The organism is Paenibacillus sp. An7 (assembly GCF_009870785.1).
Classification (GTDB): domain Bacteria; phylum Bacillota; class Bacilli; order Paenibacillales; family Paenibacillaceae; genus Paenibacillus.
Genome location: NZ_WTWX01000024.1, coordinates 1 through 16,930 on the forward strand (window position 1 = coordinate 1; position 16,930 = coordinate 16,930).

At 36.0% G+C, this 16,930-nt stretch carries 14 protein-coding genes; 8 read left to right on the forward strand and 6 right to left on the reverse strand.

Going from position 1 to position 16,930, the window contains the following annotated elements:
- The first annotated feature begins 402 nt into the window (after positions 1 to 402).
- Positions 403 to 1,224, forward strand: a complete 822-nt coding sequence (locus tag GQY27_RS18555; RefSeq protein ID WP_160036745.1) for an HNH endonuclease — start codon at positions 403 to 405, stop codon at positions 1,222 to 1,224.
- A 636-nt stretch (positions 1,225 to 1,860) separates the two neighbouring features.
- On the opposite strand, the gene GQY27_RS18560 is transcribed toward GQY27_RS18555, so the two are convergent.
- Positions 1,861 to 2,733 carry a hypothetical protein gene (locus GQY27_RS18560; RefSeq protein ID WP_160036746.1) on the reverse strand — a complete coding sequence of 291 codons (873 nt, stop codon included), beginning with the start codon at positions 2,731 to 2,733 and terminating at the stop codon, positions 1,861 to 1,863.
- A 1,251-nt stretch (positions 2,734 to 3,984) separates the two neighbouring features.
- Here GQY27_RS18560 and GQY27_RS18565 point away from each other — a divergent pair.
- Together GQY27_RS18565 and GQY27_RS18570 are read left to right on the forward strand one after the other, a co-directional pair.
- Entirely contained in the window at positions 3,985 to 4,437 is a 453-nt protein-coding gene (locus GQY27_RS18565; RefSeq protein WP_160036747.1) for a hypothetical protein, read from the forward strand.
- Positions 4,438 to 4,609: 172 nt separating this feature from the next.
- Positions 4,610 to 4,837: a hypothetical protein gene (locus tag GQY27_RS18570; protein WP_160036748.1), complete on the forward strand. Its 228-nt coding sequence runs from the start codon at positions 4,610 to 4,612 to the stop codon at positions 4,835 to 4,837.
- 704 nt (positions 4,838 to 5,541) lie between these two features.
- Here the strand turns inward: GQY27_RS18570 and GQY27_RS18575 are convergent.
- On the reverse strand, positions 5,542 to 5,910 hold the full coding sequence (locus tag GQY27_RS18575; RefSeq protein ID WP_160036749.1) for a hypothetical protein: 369 nt from the start codon (positions 5,908 to 5,910) through the stop codon (positions 5,542 to 5,544).
- Positions 5,911 to 6,091: 181 nt separating this feature from the next.
- Here GQY27_RS18575 and GQY27_RS18580 point away from each other — a divergent pair, with 181 nt between their 5' ends.
- From GQY27_RS18580 to GQY27_RS18590, 3 genes are all read left to right on the forward strand, one after another.
- On the forward strand, positions 6,092 to 7,249 hold the full coding sequence (locus GQY27_RS18580) for a hypothetical protein (RefSeq protein ID WP_160036750.1): 1,158 nt from the start codon (positions 6,092 to 6,094) through the stop codon (positions 7,247 to 7,249).
- Positions 7,236 to 7,472, forward strand: a complete 237-nt coding sequence (locus GQY27_RS18585; RefSeq protein ID WP_160036751.1) for a hypothetical protein — start codon at positions 7,236 to 7,238, stop codon at positions 7,470 to 7,472. Before GQY27_RS18580 ends, GQY27_RS18585 begins: the two co-directional genes overlap by 14 nt.
- Positions 7,473 to 7,575: 103 nt before the next feature.
- Positions 7,576 to 7,731: a hypothetical protein gene (locus GQY27_RS18590; protein ID WP_160036752.1), complete on the forward strand. Its 156-nt coding sequence runs from the start codon at positions 7,576 to 7,578 to the stop codon at positions 7,729 to 7,731.
- 269 nt (positions 7,732 to 8,000) lie between these two features.
- Here GQY27_RS18590 and GQY27_RS18595 read toward each other — a convergent pair whose 3' ends face one another.
- Positions 8,001 to 8,867: a hypothetical protein gene (locus tag GQY27_RS18595; protein WP_160036753.1), complete on the reverse strand. Its 867-nt coding sequence runs from the start codon at positions 8,865 to 8,867 to the stop codon at positions 8,001 to 8,003.
- Between the two features lie 293 nt (positions 8,868 to 9,160).
- Between GQY27_RS18595 and GQY27_RS18600 the strand changes: the two genes are divergently transcribed.
- Positions 9,161 to 10,159, forward strand: a complete 999-nt coding sequence (locus GQY27_RS18600; RefSeq protein ID WP_160036754.1) for a site-specific integrase — start codon at positions 9,161 to 9,163, stop codon at positions 10,157 to 10,159.
- Positions 10,160 to 10,650: 491 nt separating this feature from the next.
- Here GQY27_RS18600 and GQY27_RS18605 read toward each other — a convergent pair whose 3' ends face one another.
- From GQY27_RS18605 to GQY27_RS18615, 3 genes are all read right to left on the reverse strand, one after another.
- On the reverse strand, positions 10,651 to 12,597 hold the full coding sequence (locus GQY27_RS18605) for an SH3 domain-containing protein (RefSeq protein ID WP_160036755.1): 1,947 nt from the start codon (positions 12,595 to 12,597) through the stop codon (positions 10,651 to 10,653).
- Positions 12,598 to 12,601: 4 nt separating this feature from the next.
- Positions 12,602 to 13,174 (reverse strand): hypothetical protein, encoded by a 573-nt coding sequence (locus GQY27_RS18610; RefSeq protein ID WP_160036756.1) that lies wholly within the window; start codon positions 13,172 to 13,174, stop codon positions 12,602 to 12,604.
- 621 nt (positions 13,175 to 13,795) lie between these two features.
- A complete protein-coding gene (locus tag GQY27_RS18615; protein WP_160036757.1) occupies positions 13,796 to 15,094 on the reverse strand; it encodes a hypothetical protein in 1,299 nt (432 codons plus the stop codon).
- A gap of 984 nt (positions 15,095 to 16,078) precedes the next feature.
- Here GQY27_RS18615 and GQY27_RS18620 point away from each other — a divergent pair.
- On the forward strand, positions 16,079 to 16,930 hold the full coding sequence (locus tag GQY27_RS18620) for a hypothetical protein (protein WP_160036758.1): 852 nt from the start codon (positions 16,079 to 16,081) through the stop codon (positions 16,928 to 16,930).

Here is a 16,930-nt window from a genome sequence, read left to right on the forward strand (position 1 = left end):
TAACTTCATTCTACAAGAAAAGGTCTTCCTTTTTGCTATTTATCTATTTACACAAGATATTTTACGCTCTCAGAGTTAAAGCAAGAAAAATAAAAAAGCTAATTAAGGTTTTAGTGTATATATTAATCTTGATCAACAGTACATACATATAGGAGAATATATCATAGTAAAATTAAAGGTTGTCCTATCTGTGTAATATTCCTAATCTAAAATTGAACGACATTTAAGACAGAGATTACATGGTGATTGTGATATTCACAAGTTTATCATTTAGGTTGAGCGACGACCAAGCATTGAAATTACTAAATAAGTCGAAAGACGTATAAGAATAAGATCATTAACTGACATATCTCTCAAGTGTACTTATAATAATTGTAAATAAGTGTATAAGAGGTGTGCTGAATGTATGTTGAGAACTTGGATCAGCTAATAGCAAATATTGAAAATCTTCATAGTTGTAGAAGCACTGATAACCCAGAAGAGCTAGTTTTTTTTAAGAAGCTTATAGGGAAGGGAATATGTTTTGTTGCTTGCAAAGTTGATGGAGAAATAGTCTTTTCTCCAAGCCGTTTTGCGGGATATTTCAATAATAATTACGAAGTTCATAGTCAAGTAGACATTGAGAAAAATGGTGGGGGCACCAACAATGCTATAAGAAAATTGTTGGGTACAGAACTGCCAGACTTTTACTTAGAGGACTTATACCTGGAATATTGCGCCAAGTATGATATTAACCCAGACAAAAGACAGCGTAGGTATTGGAATATAGATATAGCGACCAAAAATGATGTGGAGATATTCCAGGAAATTAAAGATGCTTTAAATATAAATGTTAAATCAGAAACTCAGCAAGAAAGGATAATTCAAGAAAGGTTAGGACAAGGTGAATTTCGTAGAAATCTAATAAGATATTGGAAGGGCTGTGCAATTACGGGGATATCGAAATTGGAATTTCTTAGAGCATCTCATATTAAACCTTGGAGAGATTGTGATAATTTTGAACGTCTTGATCCATTCAATGGGCTATTATTGACTCCTAATTATGACGTATTGTTTGATAAAGGGTATATAACTTTCGATAATGAAGGTGTCATTAGAATTTCCAACTCGATTAGTAAAGAAGAGCGTATGATATTTGGAATAAACGAGAATGTATCAATAGAAATTGATGAGAAGCATGAAAAATACATGCAATATCATAGAGAAATCGTTTTTCAGGGCTGAGCTTATTACTCAGTTCTTCATCAATAAGATTTTCACAAAAGAGAAACAGCCCTTAAAGGTTCGCTTTACTTTTGTTAACAAAAGAAGGATCATTCGCAAGTGCAGATTCATATGATTCTAAAAAAGGAGTTACACGGAAAATTGAGTTATATATTTCATATACTGATAGTCTAAAAGATCAGTCTACAGATAAAATCGCCACAAGAGATTGCAGGACTTTACAGAAAGTGATCTTGAATTATATTAATGAATTAAATCCAGATTAAGTTAGTATGGAAGAAAATTATTATCGAGTTTCTGCAGAAGAAGGAGAACGGGTAATAAGCAAAGAAGAAGCGCTTTCGGAGGCGGCTTAACATGTAATGAATGGTTTGTTTATACTAGATACCAAGTATTTTTAGTAGTCTTAAAATAGATCCTATTCTATCAGAATTCATAAAAATACTTATTATTAACTAAAAGATTTTTAGCTTTTGGGAAAAAACAAAAAGATGATGTGTATAAAAGCGTAATTTTGGAATAAAAAACTATTCACAGCACCTTGGTACTCAATGTGTGAATAGTTGATAGGTAAGACTTATTTATCTAGGTCTGAAATCTGCACCATGGTCAAGTAGCTGTATACCAGAATTTAAATCAGTTATAAGCAGTAATAGACCCAACACCATGATGGTTGAAAGAATGGCCTTTTTCATTGGGAAGATCTCCTTTCATAATGATATTATTTAGAATATCATAGCATGTTTTAAGCTGAGAAATACTACCAAAACTTCTAAGTATTTCAAATAAAGCAACTGCTTTTTTAAAATATTTATCATTACTCAGTTTGTCTGCAGAAACAAGAATGTGAAGAGTAATGTCTATGGCAGTTTTATGATCCATTTTCTTATGGTTATAGAGAGCAAGCTGGTATTGGTAAGATAGATATTGTGAAGCTCTTACTTTGTCTGTATAGACAGCATAATCATCTTTTACATTCCTAGAAAGATGATCAACTACGGAATCGACATTATAGTCGAACTTATTAGCAGAGCGAAGGATGTTAATTAAACCTGGGATTGCTTGATCTGTGTTTTTATCTAGGAATTCTATATATTCTGAGAGCCTTTCCTTTTTACCCTCTAAGATATCAAGTTGCAATTCGTTTGCTGATGCAAAAAATTTGAAACTTTCAATGATATACTTACTTGTTTCTGACGAATCGGTAAGCCAATCTAGATTAGCATAAAATGATATGTACTCTCTAGATTTATCAAATTCGCCCAATTTTTGATATGATAAACCATTCATAAGATGACTATATCCAAAATAATAAACGATATGATCTTTAAAGGAATGAGTAGTAGTCCCCGTTTCAACAAGTTCTTTGTGAATTTTTTTTGCTAAAGTCATTAGCTCATCTGACAAGGATAAAACCATTTCCCAGTTTTCTACTGCATAATTTATTTGCATCAAATTCACAATAGTGTCCAAGTCTAAGGGCTCTTTATAGGGATGATGTACATTCATTAATGTCTCTCCTCGTCAATTTTATAGAAATATTTACTATATTTTACAGCGAAAACTGATAGATGGTCAATAAATTATAGAAAGGACTATGAAATTGTGACGAAATGGTTATAAGGAGCTACTAGCCACGGGTCTGAAATTAGTGTATTCAACCTCCAAAACATATGATTTATACAATATATGAAAAATTCATAATAGAACGCACACATATATCGCATACGAATTGAACTTAACCACACTTTTGAAGTCTCTCCATACGTTAGAGTGGAAAAAGGATCGTAAATAAGCTCCGGTATTAGTTTATCTATTCTACATATTAAGGCAAAGATATAGACAGTATTGGTTATGGGAGAGACTTGTTAAGTAGCTGGGGGATTTTAAATATATGAAGAGTTGATATATAAGGGAAGTAAAAAGAGTTAGCAGCTTTAAGATCATCTCTACATAAAGAGTGTGAAATATTAAGAGGGAGTGGAATAAAGCAGCTAGTGGTAGCTTTCCTCTTTTGATCTTTTGAAGAAAATTAGTCTGGATAATTCATTTCGTTTATTTCACTAAGTAATTAGTGAAGTGGGCTGATGCTACCCGCTCTAAAACGGCTACGCCGCTAAAGAGCGGATACGCACCGCTGGCGGGTTACTTCAGTCGATAACGAGAGCGCCTAAGCCGGAAAGTCGTCTTGGCTAAAGCGCTCTAGGTTCCTGTCTGTCGCTTAACACCGCGCCACGGAGCCAAAAAGCTAAGGGATTTTGAGGGTAGTTCAGAGAAGGCATGGCTGCATCATGAATGTTCCGCGCTGCTCCACTTATCATCAAGCAGCCACGCAAGGTGAAGCACCATGATCCGCTGCGCTCCTTCATCGTGCAAAGGATAAGAGATATAGAGAAGGAAAAGGGGAGAACCGGCAGCTGCCGGTTCTTTTTTTGCTCTAGCGTTTTACGCCTTTTGCCTTCCGCATGGTAACAAGGGCAAAACGACTAACCTTCCAGGAGGCCGAGCCTCTGGCTTCACCTCTCCACCTCCTGAAAGCTAAGTCGCTAAAGCGGCATGTTCAAGGGGCCGAAAAGTTTTTTCTTTTTCTACAAGAAAATGCAGATGAAAAAACTTTTCGGCTGAAACCCTTGATCATATCGCTATGCCCTTGTTTCCAAGCTACGCGTCAAAAGGCGAAAAAACGCCCTTTCGGGACCTGATCCCATGCGGTAGGCAAAAGAGTGAGTGCTACGTAGCACAAGAAAAGGAGAGGTGAAAATGATATTTAATAATGACTCCGTGAAATTTTCTAGTTTGTATCAGACAGTTGAACGCACCTGCGAATGTAATTCAGCAGAAGACTGTCCGATCTGTGAGGGAGAAGGGAAGGTTACAGTACTGGATGGGAAAGAAGAGTCTCAGTACTGGCACAGGATGCAAGAGGAATTGGTATACCGATTAGAGGCTGATTTTTATGAATCCAATTTCGTAACGGACATTTACCGAAAGGAAGACAAGCTATGTATTACTTATGTAGGCGGGGAATTTCATCCAGCCCAAACGTTCTGGTTTGATATTAAGTTTTTAAATAAACTAGCATGCCACAGTGAAAGTCAAGTACATCTATGGACGGTTACGATGGGTGAAATACATGCTTTGTCTTCTGATGTGTATAACGAGGTCATCGTTCCTTTTTTTAAAGATGAGTTAGCAGGAATAGGACATTTATAGAGTTTTTATATTTCACGATGGATGAGCTGAATGGATTCGCCTGGGGGGATGCTAGCTATTGTTGGGCGTAAGACGCTGTGATTTTTCGTCTAATAACGAGCCGCAGGTAAAAACTTTGAATTTAGTGCATTTAAATAGATTATCCAACTAAATGAAGAGAGGGAGAATAGAGATGAAGGAAAGACAAAAAGGTTATGCACGAAAAGCGCTGGATAAAAAGTTTGTTCAATTAGTGCCCGATGAGGAAGAGCAGCTAGATATCGGGTTTGCAGACGATATTGAAAGAGAAGATAGTTACAGCTGGGTATATGAGTATAAAGGCAAGTGGGTGATGCTCACTTACCATTTAGCTACAAAGGAAGTTATGGTGTCGGTAGCAAAAACTCGCCAGGCATTCTGATGAGTTTTATGCTAAAAAGATACCCCGCCTCTCCTGTAGAGTTTTCAATAATGATTAGAATTTTAATTGATTTAAGGAAGGCTCTTTTTAGCCCGTAACTCTTGACTATCGCTACTTGTAGTTCTAAAATGAAGTTAAGTTAGTCATTACTAGCCGAGTACTAGTCATTGTAAACTTAAAGGTAATACCGGGAATTCCCGTTATCTTCATATTTTTTCCAAGGCGAAAAGAACCCTAACGGCCAAAGTAAGGGTTCTTTTTGTTTTGTATGAATTATTCAGGTTAAGTGTAGAATAAGAATATAAAAAAGCCCCGGCAGGGGCATTCCTAGCTTACAGTGCAGCGGTCATATTTATGGCGGTCTTTTATACCTAGCTTAACGGCCAAGTAAAGCTAGGTATACGGCCGGACTTGCCTTTTCTGCCGAGTCTTTCTTATCTTACAGTGGGAATCCTAGTAGCAATGCAAACAACCGGATACCCCAGTAAAGTCCATAAAACACTGGTCCAAGTATAGCCACCCATTTGATGATCTGCTTTCCAACAGTTCGAATGGGGGCTATTTTGGTTTGTATCCAATTTTTTGCTTTTTTCGTTATCTTCTTCATATTTTTCCCTTGAAGCTTACGCTGTAAGCCCTACCGCCAGTTATGATTATACTAGATACCAAGTATTTTCAGTAGCCTGGATAGGAAATTTTTGTACTTATAGAATCTCGTAAAGCTGGTCAAGAGTACAATCCGCGGCCGTCTTTTGATCATCGCTTTGTCGTAGAAAAGCCTGATCCTGCAAAATTGGATAAATTATACAAACATAAATCTGAACTACTGATGAAACCATACCCAAGGTCTTATAGAAACATAAAGACTTCTCATTGGACAATCCCACATTCTCACAGTAGTGGGCCAGTAAAATCGTCATCAATCCAATTCCCGCTGCGATGATACCGGGAAGACTCACTACAAGCACATACAGAATGGCATATGTATTATCTGTAAAGATAGAGGGAAGACGATGTATTATCGATGATGAGGAAGTCTTCATAATAGAATAATGGATTTCAAGTATGTTCAATTACAGAGATCCTGAGAGAAGTAGACCACTTATCTTTTCTATTAAACAGCCCATTACAAAAGTTAAATCTCCATGGAGGATCTTTGTTATCTGTGTAATTAGTAGAGTTCAAAAAATCAAGCTGTGATTTATAAGTATATGCTACAATATGGTAGATTTTAGATTAAGGGAGGTACTATCTTTGCCTGGTGAAGATAAAGATCCAGAAAAACGAAGCGAGATGCTTTTTTGGCTAAATTTAATCGAGAGAAACTTTGATGCTCCTCTTTTAAAGGGCCGTAATCGTTTTAGTGAAGCCCAGGGATGGGTTGGAATTTGGTTGATTCGATCACTAATCGGAACAAGCTATAAAAAGGTTCCGGAGGATAGTGTAAATACAGTATTCTCTTTCTTCTCGAACCAATGGCAAACATGGATTACATATTTGGGTTTAATCGGTGTATGGGGTATTTCCGGAACGTTAAATCTGCAATTACCCGCTTGGCAGCCCGCAATAGCTTATGGAGTTATCGCCATTTCTTTGTTAATGTCGATGGTCGCAAATTTGATGCGTATGCTAAACCTTAATGATCCCTATTTTAACTCAAATGCATACAAGCTATTTAAGCGTCAGGAATACAACATGTTTCTTCCTTACTTCAAAGAACATAAGTTAACTTTTAAAGATGCTCAAGAATGGGTAAAGCTCATGTACAAAGAGAATAACCTTGATGAAGTGGTCGCTGAACACAAAGATATGAACAGACGATATCGAGGTATTATAGAAGATCTCAAGGTTTCCGTACAATCAAGTGATGATAATTTAAAAGAAATGGAAGAGCGGATAAATGAGCTTGACCAGCAAATCAAGCTTCTGCAGCGGCTTGCTAAGGTCAACGAAGATGGTTTTAATAACGCGATTAGCACGATATACCGCCTTCGCACTGAGGACCGATTATTCAACACTTCTGATCTTAGAGTGGTGACAGACTTTTCTTTATTTGAGTTAGAAGAGACTTTATTACGTAGACTTTGCGAGCTGGGGACAACCGAGACCCCAAGAGAAATAGACATATATGATTCAGATTATGAACATTACTCTTCTATTAAATTGGTACAAGGAGAAAACACAATTGAATATGCAACCAGTGATCGTGAAGGCAGGACTGTTGCTAGTTATTGGATTGAGTTGCCATCAAAAAGAATACTGATATATAATTTTCACTATGAGTCTACAAATATGAATATGAATGATATAATAGAGACAAAAGAGATGTATCGCTATATTAAAGGAATTTGTATGCATCTAGATGAAAGAGGACTTATAAATAAGGAGGGACGCCGCCATGTTGCAAACTAATGTTTCAACTAAACGCTCGACTCAAGGACTCAAAGCAAGTAATGAACGATTGCAAGCCATTACTAAAAATATTAACCGAATCCAAAAACAGAGCGCGCGGGCATGGACTTCCGCAGAAATGAATATGATCCGTACAAAAGAACTGCGGGAAGACTTGGATAAATTACTAATTGAACAAGAAGAGAGTCTTATCAGACTTACAACTCTTGCAGGTAGATCATAAATAGTACCATTTAAACAAAAAAGGAGCCTAGTAGGGCTCCTTTTTTGTTTAGTTTTCATAAATTCGTAAATACTGATCCTATTACCATAAAGGGGTAGAGATCATGAGGACGAAAAATAATAAGGTAATTCGTGGTAAGTTTCGATTAGGTGAAAATGCCTTTCCTTCCTCAAAAGAAAAAAGGGAGAAAATCGAAAGTGAAATCGCAAGTATTAATAAAAAGATAGCATCCATTAGAAAACAAAAAAGTAAGGAATAACAACAAGCTATATCTAATGAACAACTTTACTTTGAGGCTCTTGAGTTAAGAACAGCTAACTATGTTGATCCGCTGCCACTCTTCTATTCATGGGTCAATATTTACTTATCTCCATAGTAGCATTTGATTTCTAACTCCACACAATGCTTTTGGAAAGATTTCAGGCGTTCGCAGTCATCAGATTCTAGCATTTCTTGTATTCTCGCTTTAAATGAATATGAAGTTCGATAACAAATCATAGTGTGGATTAGATCTAATGGAACAACTCATTAAGCCTCATTTGTTTCTTCCTTCCCTGTTATTGCTTCATTACTATTTTCTTGTTTCTTTACATTATTTAATTCATATATTTTTTGAATTTTTTCTTGCCAATTCATTTTTTCTTCTAATATGGCTTCTTTCAAAGATAAAGCATGTTCTCGTTTTAAGTTCTCCGTAATTTGTTTGAATTCAAATTCCTTCCGGTCTAGTTTCTCTTCAGCCTCTCTAATTTGCATCTCATATTCTTTTTTACTTTGATTAAATTCCTCTTTTTGCTTACTCATGGTTTCCTCTAAAGACTTCATATCCTCTATATGTTTATCCTTCAGCTTCTGCATTTCAACTCTCATTTGCTCATTCTCTACTTTTAGTCCCTCATATGACTCTACATCTTTTTGCAGCATACGATTTTTATCAGTTAAAAGACGGTTCATTACTTCCAAGGTTTCTGCTGCTTTAACATGCTGATTCATTTTCACCTGAAGATCTTTATTCTCTAAAATAATCCGCTGTAACTCCTCAGTATATTTCTTGTTCTCTTTTGTCAGTTCTGCTACCTCATCTTTAAGGTCATTCAATTCATTTTTTGAAGCCTCAACTAACTTTTTAGCTTCCTCTTTACTCTCACTTACCGCCGTATCTCCGCGCTGATAAACCCTGATAAATAAATTGAAAATAATATTCATGTGTTTTTCTAGATCTTTTAAATCGTACTCCAGCTCTGGATTCGTTTCACGAATGTTATGGAGTGTTTCTAAAGTCATAAGTGTTTTGAGCCACTCAGCGCCTTCCATACCTGATTCTGCGATCTTCTCATTTACTAATTTTTTAAAATCACTATTCATTTTAAATGATTTTACATCATCTTTAGCCATCCTATATTCTCCTTTTGGTAAACCGGTAAACCCTTGATATATCGTATAGTTTACCGGTTTACCGTTATATTTAGTATAACTATATCATAAAAAATGAGGTGGATATAGCATGAAATGCGCGTTGAAAGATGGTATAATAACGATAGATTTCTAAGTTCCGATAAGATAAACGTATCGGAACTTAGGATTGAAAGAAAAAAGAGGGAGAAGAGAGAGAATGAAATGATGAAGAGGTAAGAGAAGTAATAATAGTAAAGTAAAAGATGAATGAGAGAAATAAGAGGTGATAAATAATGAACGACAATATACATAGTAATGGTTTTTCCTTAGCCAGAGATCAGGATAGCAGAATACAAGAAGCAAGCGAGGTATTGCATGCTCTTATGGATGAGGCAAATACATATGTCTCTAATGCAAAAGCGAAAAATACTGTGCGTTCTTATCAATCCGATTGGAGACATTTCACATCATGGTGCGAAAACTTTAGATTACCTTCGTTACCTACTACAGAGGAGGCTTATGCGCTCTATCTTACGAGTCTTGCTAAAGACGGATATAAAGCAAGCACAATCCAAAGGAGGATAAGCGCAATTACCCAAGCCCACACGGCTGCGGGTTATGAGTCGCCTACTAGCAATAAGATTCGTTTGGTTTGGGCTGGTATTAAACGTACAATCGGAACAGAAGAGAAAGGAAAAGATCCTATAATCCTAGATACACTTAAGCAGATTCTGGAGGTAATACCTGATCGGCTTTTAGGTATAAGGGATCGAGCATTACTTTTACTTGGATTTGCAGGTGCTTTTCGGAGAAGTGAACTTGTAGGTATTGATGTAAAGGATATTAAACCGGTTAAAGAAGGAATTGTGATATCTTTGAAGACTTCAAAGACGAATCAAGAAGGAAAAAAAGAAGTAGTAGCTATTCCGTACGGAGAGAATCAAGATACCTGTCCAGTTCATGCTATTAATAAGTGGTTAGATGCAGCGAATATATCCGAGGGTGCTATTTTTAGATCTATTAATAGACATGGGCAAGTTTCTGAAAAAAGATTATCTGATAAAGCAGTAGCTATTATAGTGAAACGATATATTGATGTAGTAGGTCTTAATGAAGAAGATTATTCAGGGCATAGTTTACGTTCTGGGTTTGCGACAACTGCAGCCATGCTAGGAAAGAGTGAAAGATCGATAATGAAGCAATCTCGTCATAAGTCGGATTATATGGTTCGTAAATATATTAGGCACACTTCACTGTTTGAAGAAAATGCAGCAACAGATATTGGGCTATAAAAGGAGCATTCTAAGATAGTAGTTTGCGTTCAAATAGACTATTTATAATACTCTATTTAAATACTTCTAGTAGCAATGCAACTAATAGGATAATCCAGTCGGATATCTTATTAGTTTGTATAACCACGTTAGTCCCTCTTATTTTTATGAGGCTTAGGAGTTCTTTCCTTACCTAGGCCGACTCGGTTGGTGCATAGCGTACGTTAAGACTTTCTTAGAACCATCTTCACGAGTCCCCCAACTCGCAATGTGTCGCATCTTAATAGACGCAAACATAACGCTTTGTTTGTGTACGCTTCATGTAAGCTTTTGCGTGTTCCACCATAATCTCTGTCATGATAAAGAAAAAAAGATCTCGCCATCGTTACTTCAGAAGTAACATGGCGAGATCTCTTGCTAATTATAAGATTTATTTTATCGTTTATCGTCAGTGAAGACTTTTAATAATAGAAATTACAGGGAACATGATTAGAAAAGGTCTATAACGTTTATTAATTCCACTGCACCGTTTTGCTGCTAATCCACCCAATTCGTCCATCAAGAAGAAGAACTTTATACCATAGGCGCCCATCAATATCTTGATGCTGCTCGTCTACATACTCAAGCTGATCCTGCTGATTAAGGATATAGAGGGACTCTGAATCAAGGGAAGGGTCAGACCGGACGTTGGCTTGAGATGTTGTTATCGTTAGATAACGAATTTCAGCTTTTTTGATAAATACTGAAGGAAAATCTTTCACAGTTTGCTTAAACGAAGTCATTCCCGATTGTATTTTCTCATGCTGTGAATACCCTAACCCTCCCACTAATATAAGAAGAAGGACAGCAAGTATGATTCCTCTTGTTTTTTTGTTATACAGAGGCAATAGTGAAATTTTTATTATTCTAACTGTTCTTCCGGCTATAAGTGGAAAGAACACTTTTTTAATATAACTATGAAATTTATCATTACGCTTAAATACAGTATATCTTCTTTCCATTTCCCTTAAAGAAGAAATACTTGGGGCATACTTTATTTCTAGATATAACTCCATTATGGGATGTGTATAGTGCTGTTTTTCTTCTACGAAAGTAGTAAGTATATATAATATGATTTCTAAATCAATTTTACAGTTCTCTCTTGTAAGCTCACCACTAAAAAACTCGTATTTTAAAATTCGTCCAAACATAATTTGTCCATAATCTAAAAGAACCGTAAGTTGATCTTCCTTGTTGTGTTTGAAACAAAGCTGAATCCATTCTAAAAGAATATCTGTCTGCTCTGTAACACCAAGTGCTTTTAAGTCTTCGTCATGGACCATATATGGCATTTGCTTATAAACTTCGGTAATCATCCCTAAAAATGAAAGTTCGTTTTCTGATTTAAGTTCATTAGCCTTCAGAACAAGTGCCGAATACTTGTATAGGTTTGCTAGATAAATCAGACTAAATTTTTCACCGAATGCCACCATTTTAAGAACAGGATTGTTTTGAACAACCTGGTAAAACTTATTTGAGGCTTCGAGTGCTTTAGTCGTGTCTTTCTTTGCTATATAACTTTTGATTTCATGAATAGAACTTTTAGCCCAAAGTTTTACTTCCTTAAGCTGTTGCTCTCTTAAACAGATCGTGAAGTTAAATTCAAGCATATTAAGTTGATTGATATATAAATTCGCCGACCGTATTTCTCTCTCGTAGTGCAGCAAAGTTCCACCAAATAACGTGGCAACCGTATGTAAATAGGCATACTCAAAATTTACTAGTAGATTGCTAAGTGTATTATCGTATTCATCATATTTATTTGCTATGCGATCTGTTGAACGAATAATTTTGTCCTCATCGCTCATTAATAAAGAGGCGATTCCTCTAGCAGCGAGAGAGCCAGCAATTCCTCCAACACTTCCGCCAAGAATAGAAGCTCCTATTTTAAAAAACCTTTTTTCTCCTACACTGTTCCTTATCCTATCAAGTAATGCTGCAAAATCCTCTACTGATTTTGCATATTCCTTAAGTACTCTTAAAGGCTCATCAGCTAATTTATATATTTCTGATTTAAGAAAAAGTTTCAAATGCGGATCAAGCTGATATTTTAAAAGAGCTTTGCCATATTCTTTTGAACCTAACCTCTTAATAAATCGTTCATACTCGTCAAATAACTGATCAAGGGATAACATTTTCTCCAGGTCTTTTGCTAAATCATTCGGTTTTAGTTTTTCAATGAAGAGCATGAATCTCGCTTTACGGTCTAACTTGGGATCTCCTTGTTTAACTAAATCATTTATCGGTCTAATTCGATTGTTTATTAGTTCCTCGATTAAGTCGAATTTATGATTTCGCATTTTGTAAACAAATGCACTGATCTCACTAGATACATCTGGTAAAAATTCTTTGTCAAATAAATCGAGTAATTCATAAAACTGTTCACGTGGTGAGTTATCTGTCTCAGCAATCGTACTCATCTACTTAAATCCATTCTGTAATCATATCTAAAATATCTGTAATCGTGTCTCCACCATCTACAGCAGTATCCAAACTTAAATCATATGTTTGGTCAACTAGAGAAAAGTCGGGAAATACAAAGTCAGATACATTTGTATCTAGAGAGGGGGTAGAGAGTGAGAAATCCATGGTTCCAAACTGATCAGGATTAGATATATTTGCAACTTTTTCATAATTCCCATTAAAGAAATCCATTCCGCCATCGATAGGGCTGGGCTTTGTATAACCAACCACGTCAGTATAACTATTGAAATTTTCACCACCATATATATTATCAACACTATTAATTACATCTGTACCCCCGAAATCAATTTTACTACCACCCATAACGTTCTCTGTAATGGTTGCTGTTTCATTACCTAGTGACATTTCATATTGTCCTGGATAAACACCACTATGAATTTCGCCAAGTACTTCTCCATTACTTTCTTTAAATTCCATGTCACCTGTTGCACTCTCTGATACGTAAATAGGTTGCGTAAACTGTTGATTACGTCTTAAGAACATTTCAGTTAAACCAGTAAATAATTCTGACATTGTTAGCCCTCCAAAAGCACATTTATGTAGTGGTCAATACTAAGATGATAGATTCAAAAACTAAAATTACCTATATAGGCATTTTGAACCAGAAAAGAAAAAGAATCAAGCTGATTTTAGAGAGAATTCTCAACCCCCCGTGATTATGTAAACTTCTTATCGAAGTTTCTAATAACTACTTTTAGGCGATAAGATCCCCTTAAAATACTCTCCGCAACAATTGATTTAGCACGTTCAGTTGAACCTATGCAAAGAGTCACACAGCTTACAAGACCTAATTATGAAACTTTTATTTTTAATGTTTGGAAGGAGTGGCAACTAAGGCGGAAAGTTCACTGCCAAGTCGTCTTGTTTCTGTCCGTCGCTTACACCTCACAGGAAGTAAAACGATGGAAGAGAATTGAAAGGATTCTAAGGCTACATACGAAGGATTCATCAAGAGACCTGCAAAGATAAATGGACCCATCGCGGTGCCAGAGTTTTGTCAGTTGCTACCAAAGAAGAGGGCCTACCTATCGAGCTAAAGTTTTGCCATGCAATTTAATTTATTGTGTAATGACATAGAGCATAAAACCACTATTTTTCGTTAAGACTTATAATTTATATTTCTTCATCTCTCTTTCAAAGTAAGGCCAGCTCGATCATAGCCTGTCGCAAACCTGGAGAGATTGGGTTCGGATTTCGGATAGGACCCATTACTAATCTGGCTTTATGCCGAATTTTCTCGATGCTTTCTTTTGAAAGGCGAGCCTTACTCACACGTAAAATCTCAATAATCTCCTGTGCTAGCTCAACCGATATACCGTTTGAAATTTCATCAATTAAAGATGAAAGGTCCTCAACAGAAACTAAAGCAGTGTTGGCTTCATATTTATGTTTGCTAGAAGTTGCTGCAACCACAAGTTGAGAATCTGTATGATTTTCTTCTTGAAACAGCCCACTTTTTTGCTCAACCTCATGCTGATATTTTATACTGAGTCTGTTCAAACACAAGCTCATAGCCTCGGATTCGTCATCTGCCCACCACTGAAATTCATTTCCTTCCTTTGAAAGAGAAACAGCCTTTTCCAAGGGTATTGCTGCACAGTATATGCTATAACCAAATTTATTATTTGAAGGAGTAAACCTTTGAATCCATGCTTTTCCTTCAGTGGGGTCCACATAAGCTAAACTAAACACTTTATAATTCTGAACCATAGACGTTTTATTATTTACACCAAACATTTCACGAAACACAAAAGACTCTCCAAACGTTTCTATAAACTCATTAACAAATTCACTCCAGTCTTGATCGATAGACGAGTGGACTTTCATTTGACTTTCTGCCAGATACAACGAAATCATTGATCGGTTGGGTACCTCTGCTATCCAAGATGCATCTATAAAATAATATGGTTTAAAGCCAGCAGCCAGGTAAGCTACTGTCCGTTTCTGAATATAGTTGTTATAAGACTCATCTTCTCTAGATCCTGTCACATAATCGATAGCCCACTTCTCTCCAGAAGGAAACACCAATATATAATCCGGAACAATATTAAGAATGGATCGATACATATATCCGTCTTCAACGCGAACTCCATGAGTCTTTACTTGTCCTTCGAGATAGGTACGAAGAATCGTGCGACCTATTCGATGTATTTGAGTACTCTCTTGTTTATTAACACGACGGATATACTTCTCGTAGTTGTCCGCACTAGGACAGCGTTTGCCTTCATGGCGAAAATGAGGAGACTCTTCTCGAAGGACTAAAATGACCTGCTGACTACAACACTGACAACTAAAGCTTTTCTTACGAGAATGAATACGATATTTTTCTTCTAGTAAATGAAGGATTGCACTCCTAGAAGATCCTTCTGCTTCTTCTTTTCTCCATTCCTTAGCGATATCTATCTTCTGATCAAATAGAATGGCAGTTTCCATAGAATCCTCCCCAGTAACATTTTATGCCCATTACTTCCTTATCGTCATATTAAAATCCTTTTATTAAGCAGTTAAGTAGCTTTCAAATAAAAATCAAGTTAAGCATAAATATTCACTCTAGTCATTTTTATGCAAGGTAGCTTTTATGTTTATGAAACAATGAGAGACAGAACTTTTTATGCTTTTTTCTATAATAGTAAGCAAATAACAAGTTCATTTTTTTATAAACTAACAGATAAGGATGATCCACTACTCAATCTATACGTTATGATCTGCAAGGCCAGTCTAAGGTTTCGTTAACCAGTCTATTCCTTGATTTACGAAGAGTTTTTGGTTCGAGAAAACACCGCTGCACATCGCCATTAATGCTAGATGTAATCTCCTATCAGTACCCTGTTCAAACATTTTAAATAGATACCTTGATCGTGGTAACGAATTTGCATAATTTTATGAACTAGAAGGTTGAATATGCTCAAGGAAATATCCTATGAACGGGAATCGGACTTGGATAAGTTAACTTATCTAAGATTATGCACCTGAGAGAATAGTCTTAGAACTGTAAGTTTTATTATGAGAGAAAAAACAGCCATTTTAAGTGGAATGTTTTTTTCTTAATTATAACTAATTACAGAGTCAAACAAATCAACAGAGAAGAAATATTACACCAATTAGACAAGCTTTGTCCTCCTCTATTGCATTTAAATTCCAGATACTTTATTCATAATTGACAATAGTTATATTTATTGATAATTTGTTCTAGGCGGATAGGACTATTGTCGAGATTCACCTCTAGCCCTAAATACCCACTCATTAGATGCGTTTATTTTTTTAAATGGATGACACTTATATAGACACACTCATATATAATCATCTTCTATAAGCATTTCAGAATTTAGGAATCCAAGATACTTACACGTCTTACAGATTTAGTATATAAACTCTGTCAATCTAGGGTTTGTCTAATTATAAAATTGAGGTGATTGTATGTTGAACAGTTCATTAAAAAAAGAGGCAGTAGTAAGATTAAAAAAAGAAGTAGTAAATTATGAAAAAACACAGAAGAATGTACAAGAAGTTGCGCTAAATCTACATAATTCCCGAACGTCGGCACTTGAAGTTATCCAGAATGTAGAACGCTATATTAACTCTATCGCTAATACACCGAAAGAGTTTGACAAGAAATTTGATGCTATTCGCATTAATACTGATAGTTTTAAAGCATTAAGTGAAATTAAATACGATGAGAAATTAATGATTAAAATTGCAGGAGGTGGATCGGCAGCCGGTGTAGCAGCTGGTGTAGCTACTGCAGCATTTGCACCAACAGCAGCAATGGCGATAGCTACTACTTTTGGAACAGCTTCAACTGGTGCAGCTATATCAGGATTATCAGGTGTAGCTGCAACAAACGCAGCATTGGCTTGGCTTGGTGGAGGTGCATTGGCGGCTGGTGGTGGAGGTATGGCTTCAGGTAGTGCGTTATTAGCATTAGCAGGTCCCATTGGTTGGGGCATAGGTGCTGCAAGTTTAGTAGCAGGTGGCGTATTCGCAAACAAGAAAAATAAAGAGGCTGCAATAAAAGCTGATAAAGAAAGATTAGAAATTATAAAAGAGCGTCGCAAAATTGAAGCCATTCAATACGAAATCGTTGAGTTAACTTCTATAACTAAAAAGTTGACGAGTGAATTATATAGAATGATCACAAATTTTAAGAATGTTGCAGAAAACATTACTTCGTTCGAACAATATTCATCAGACCAAGGGAAAGAGTTAATAGCAATAATTAATAATACTTCTTCCTTATCAAAATTATTTATAAAGGAAATAGGGAAGTAA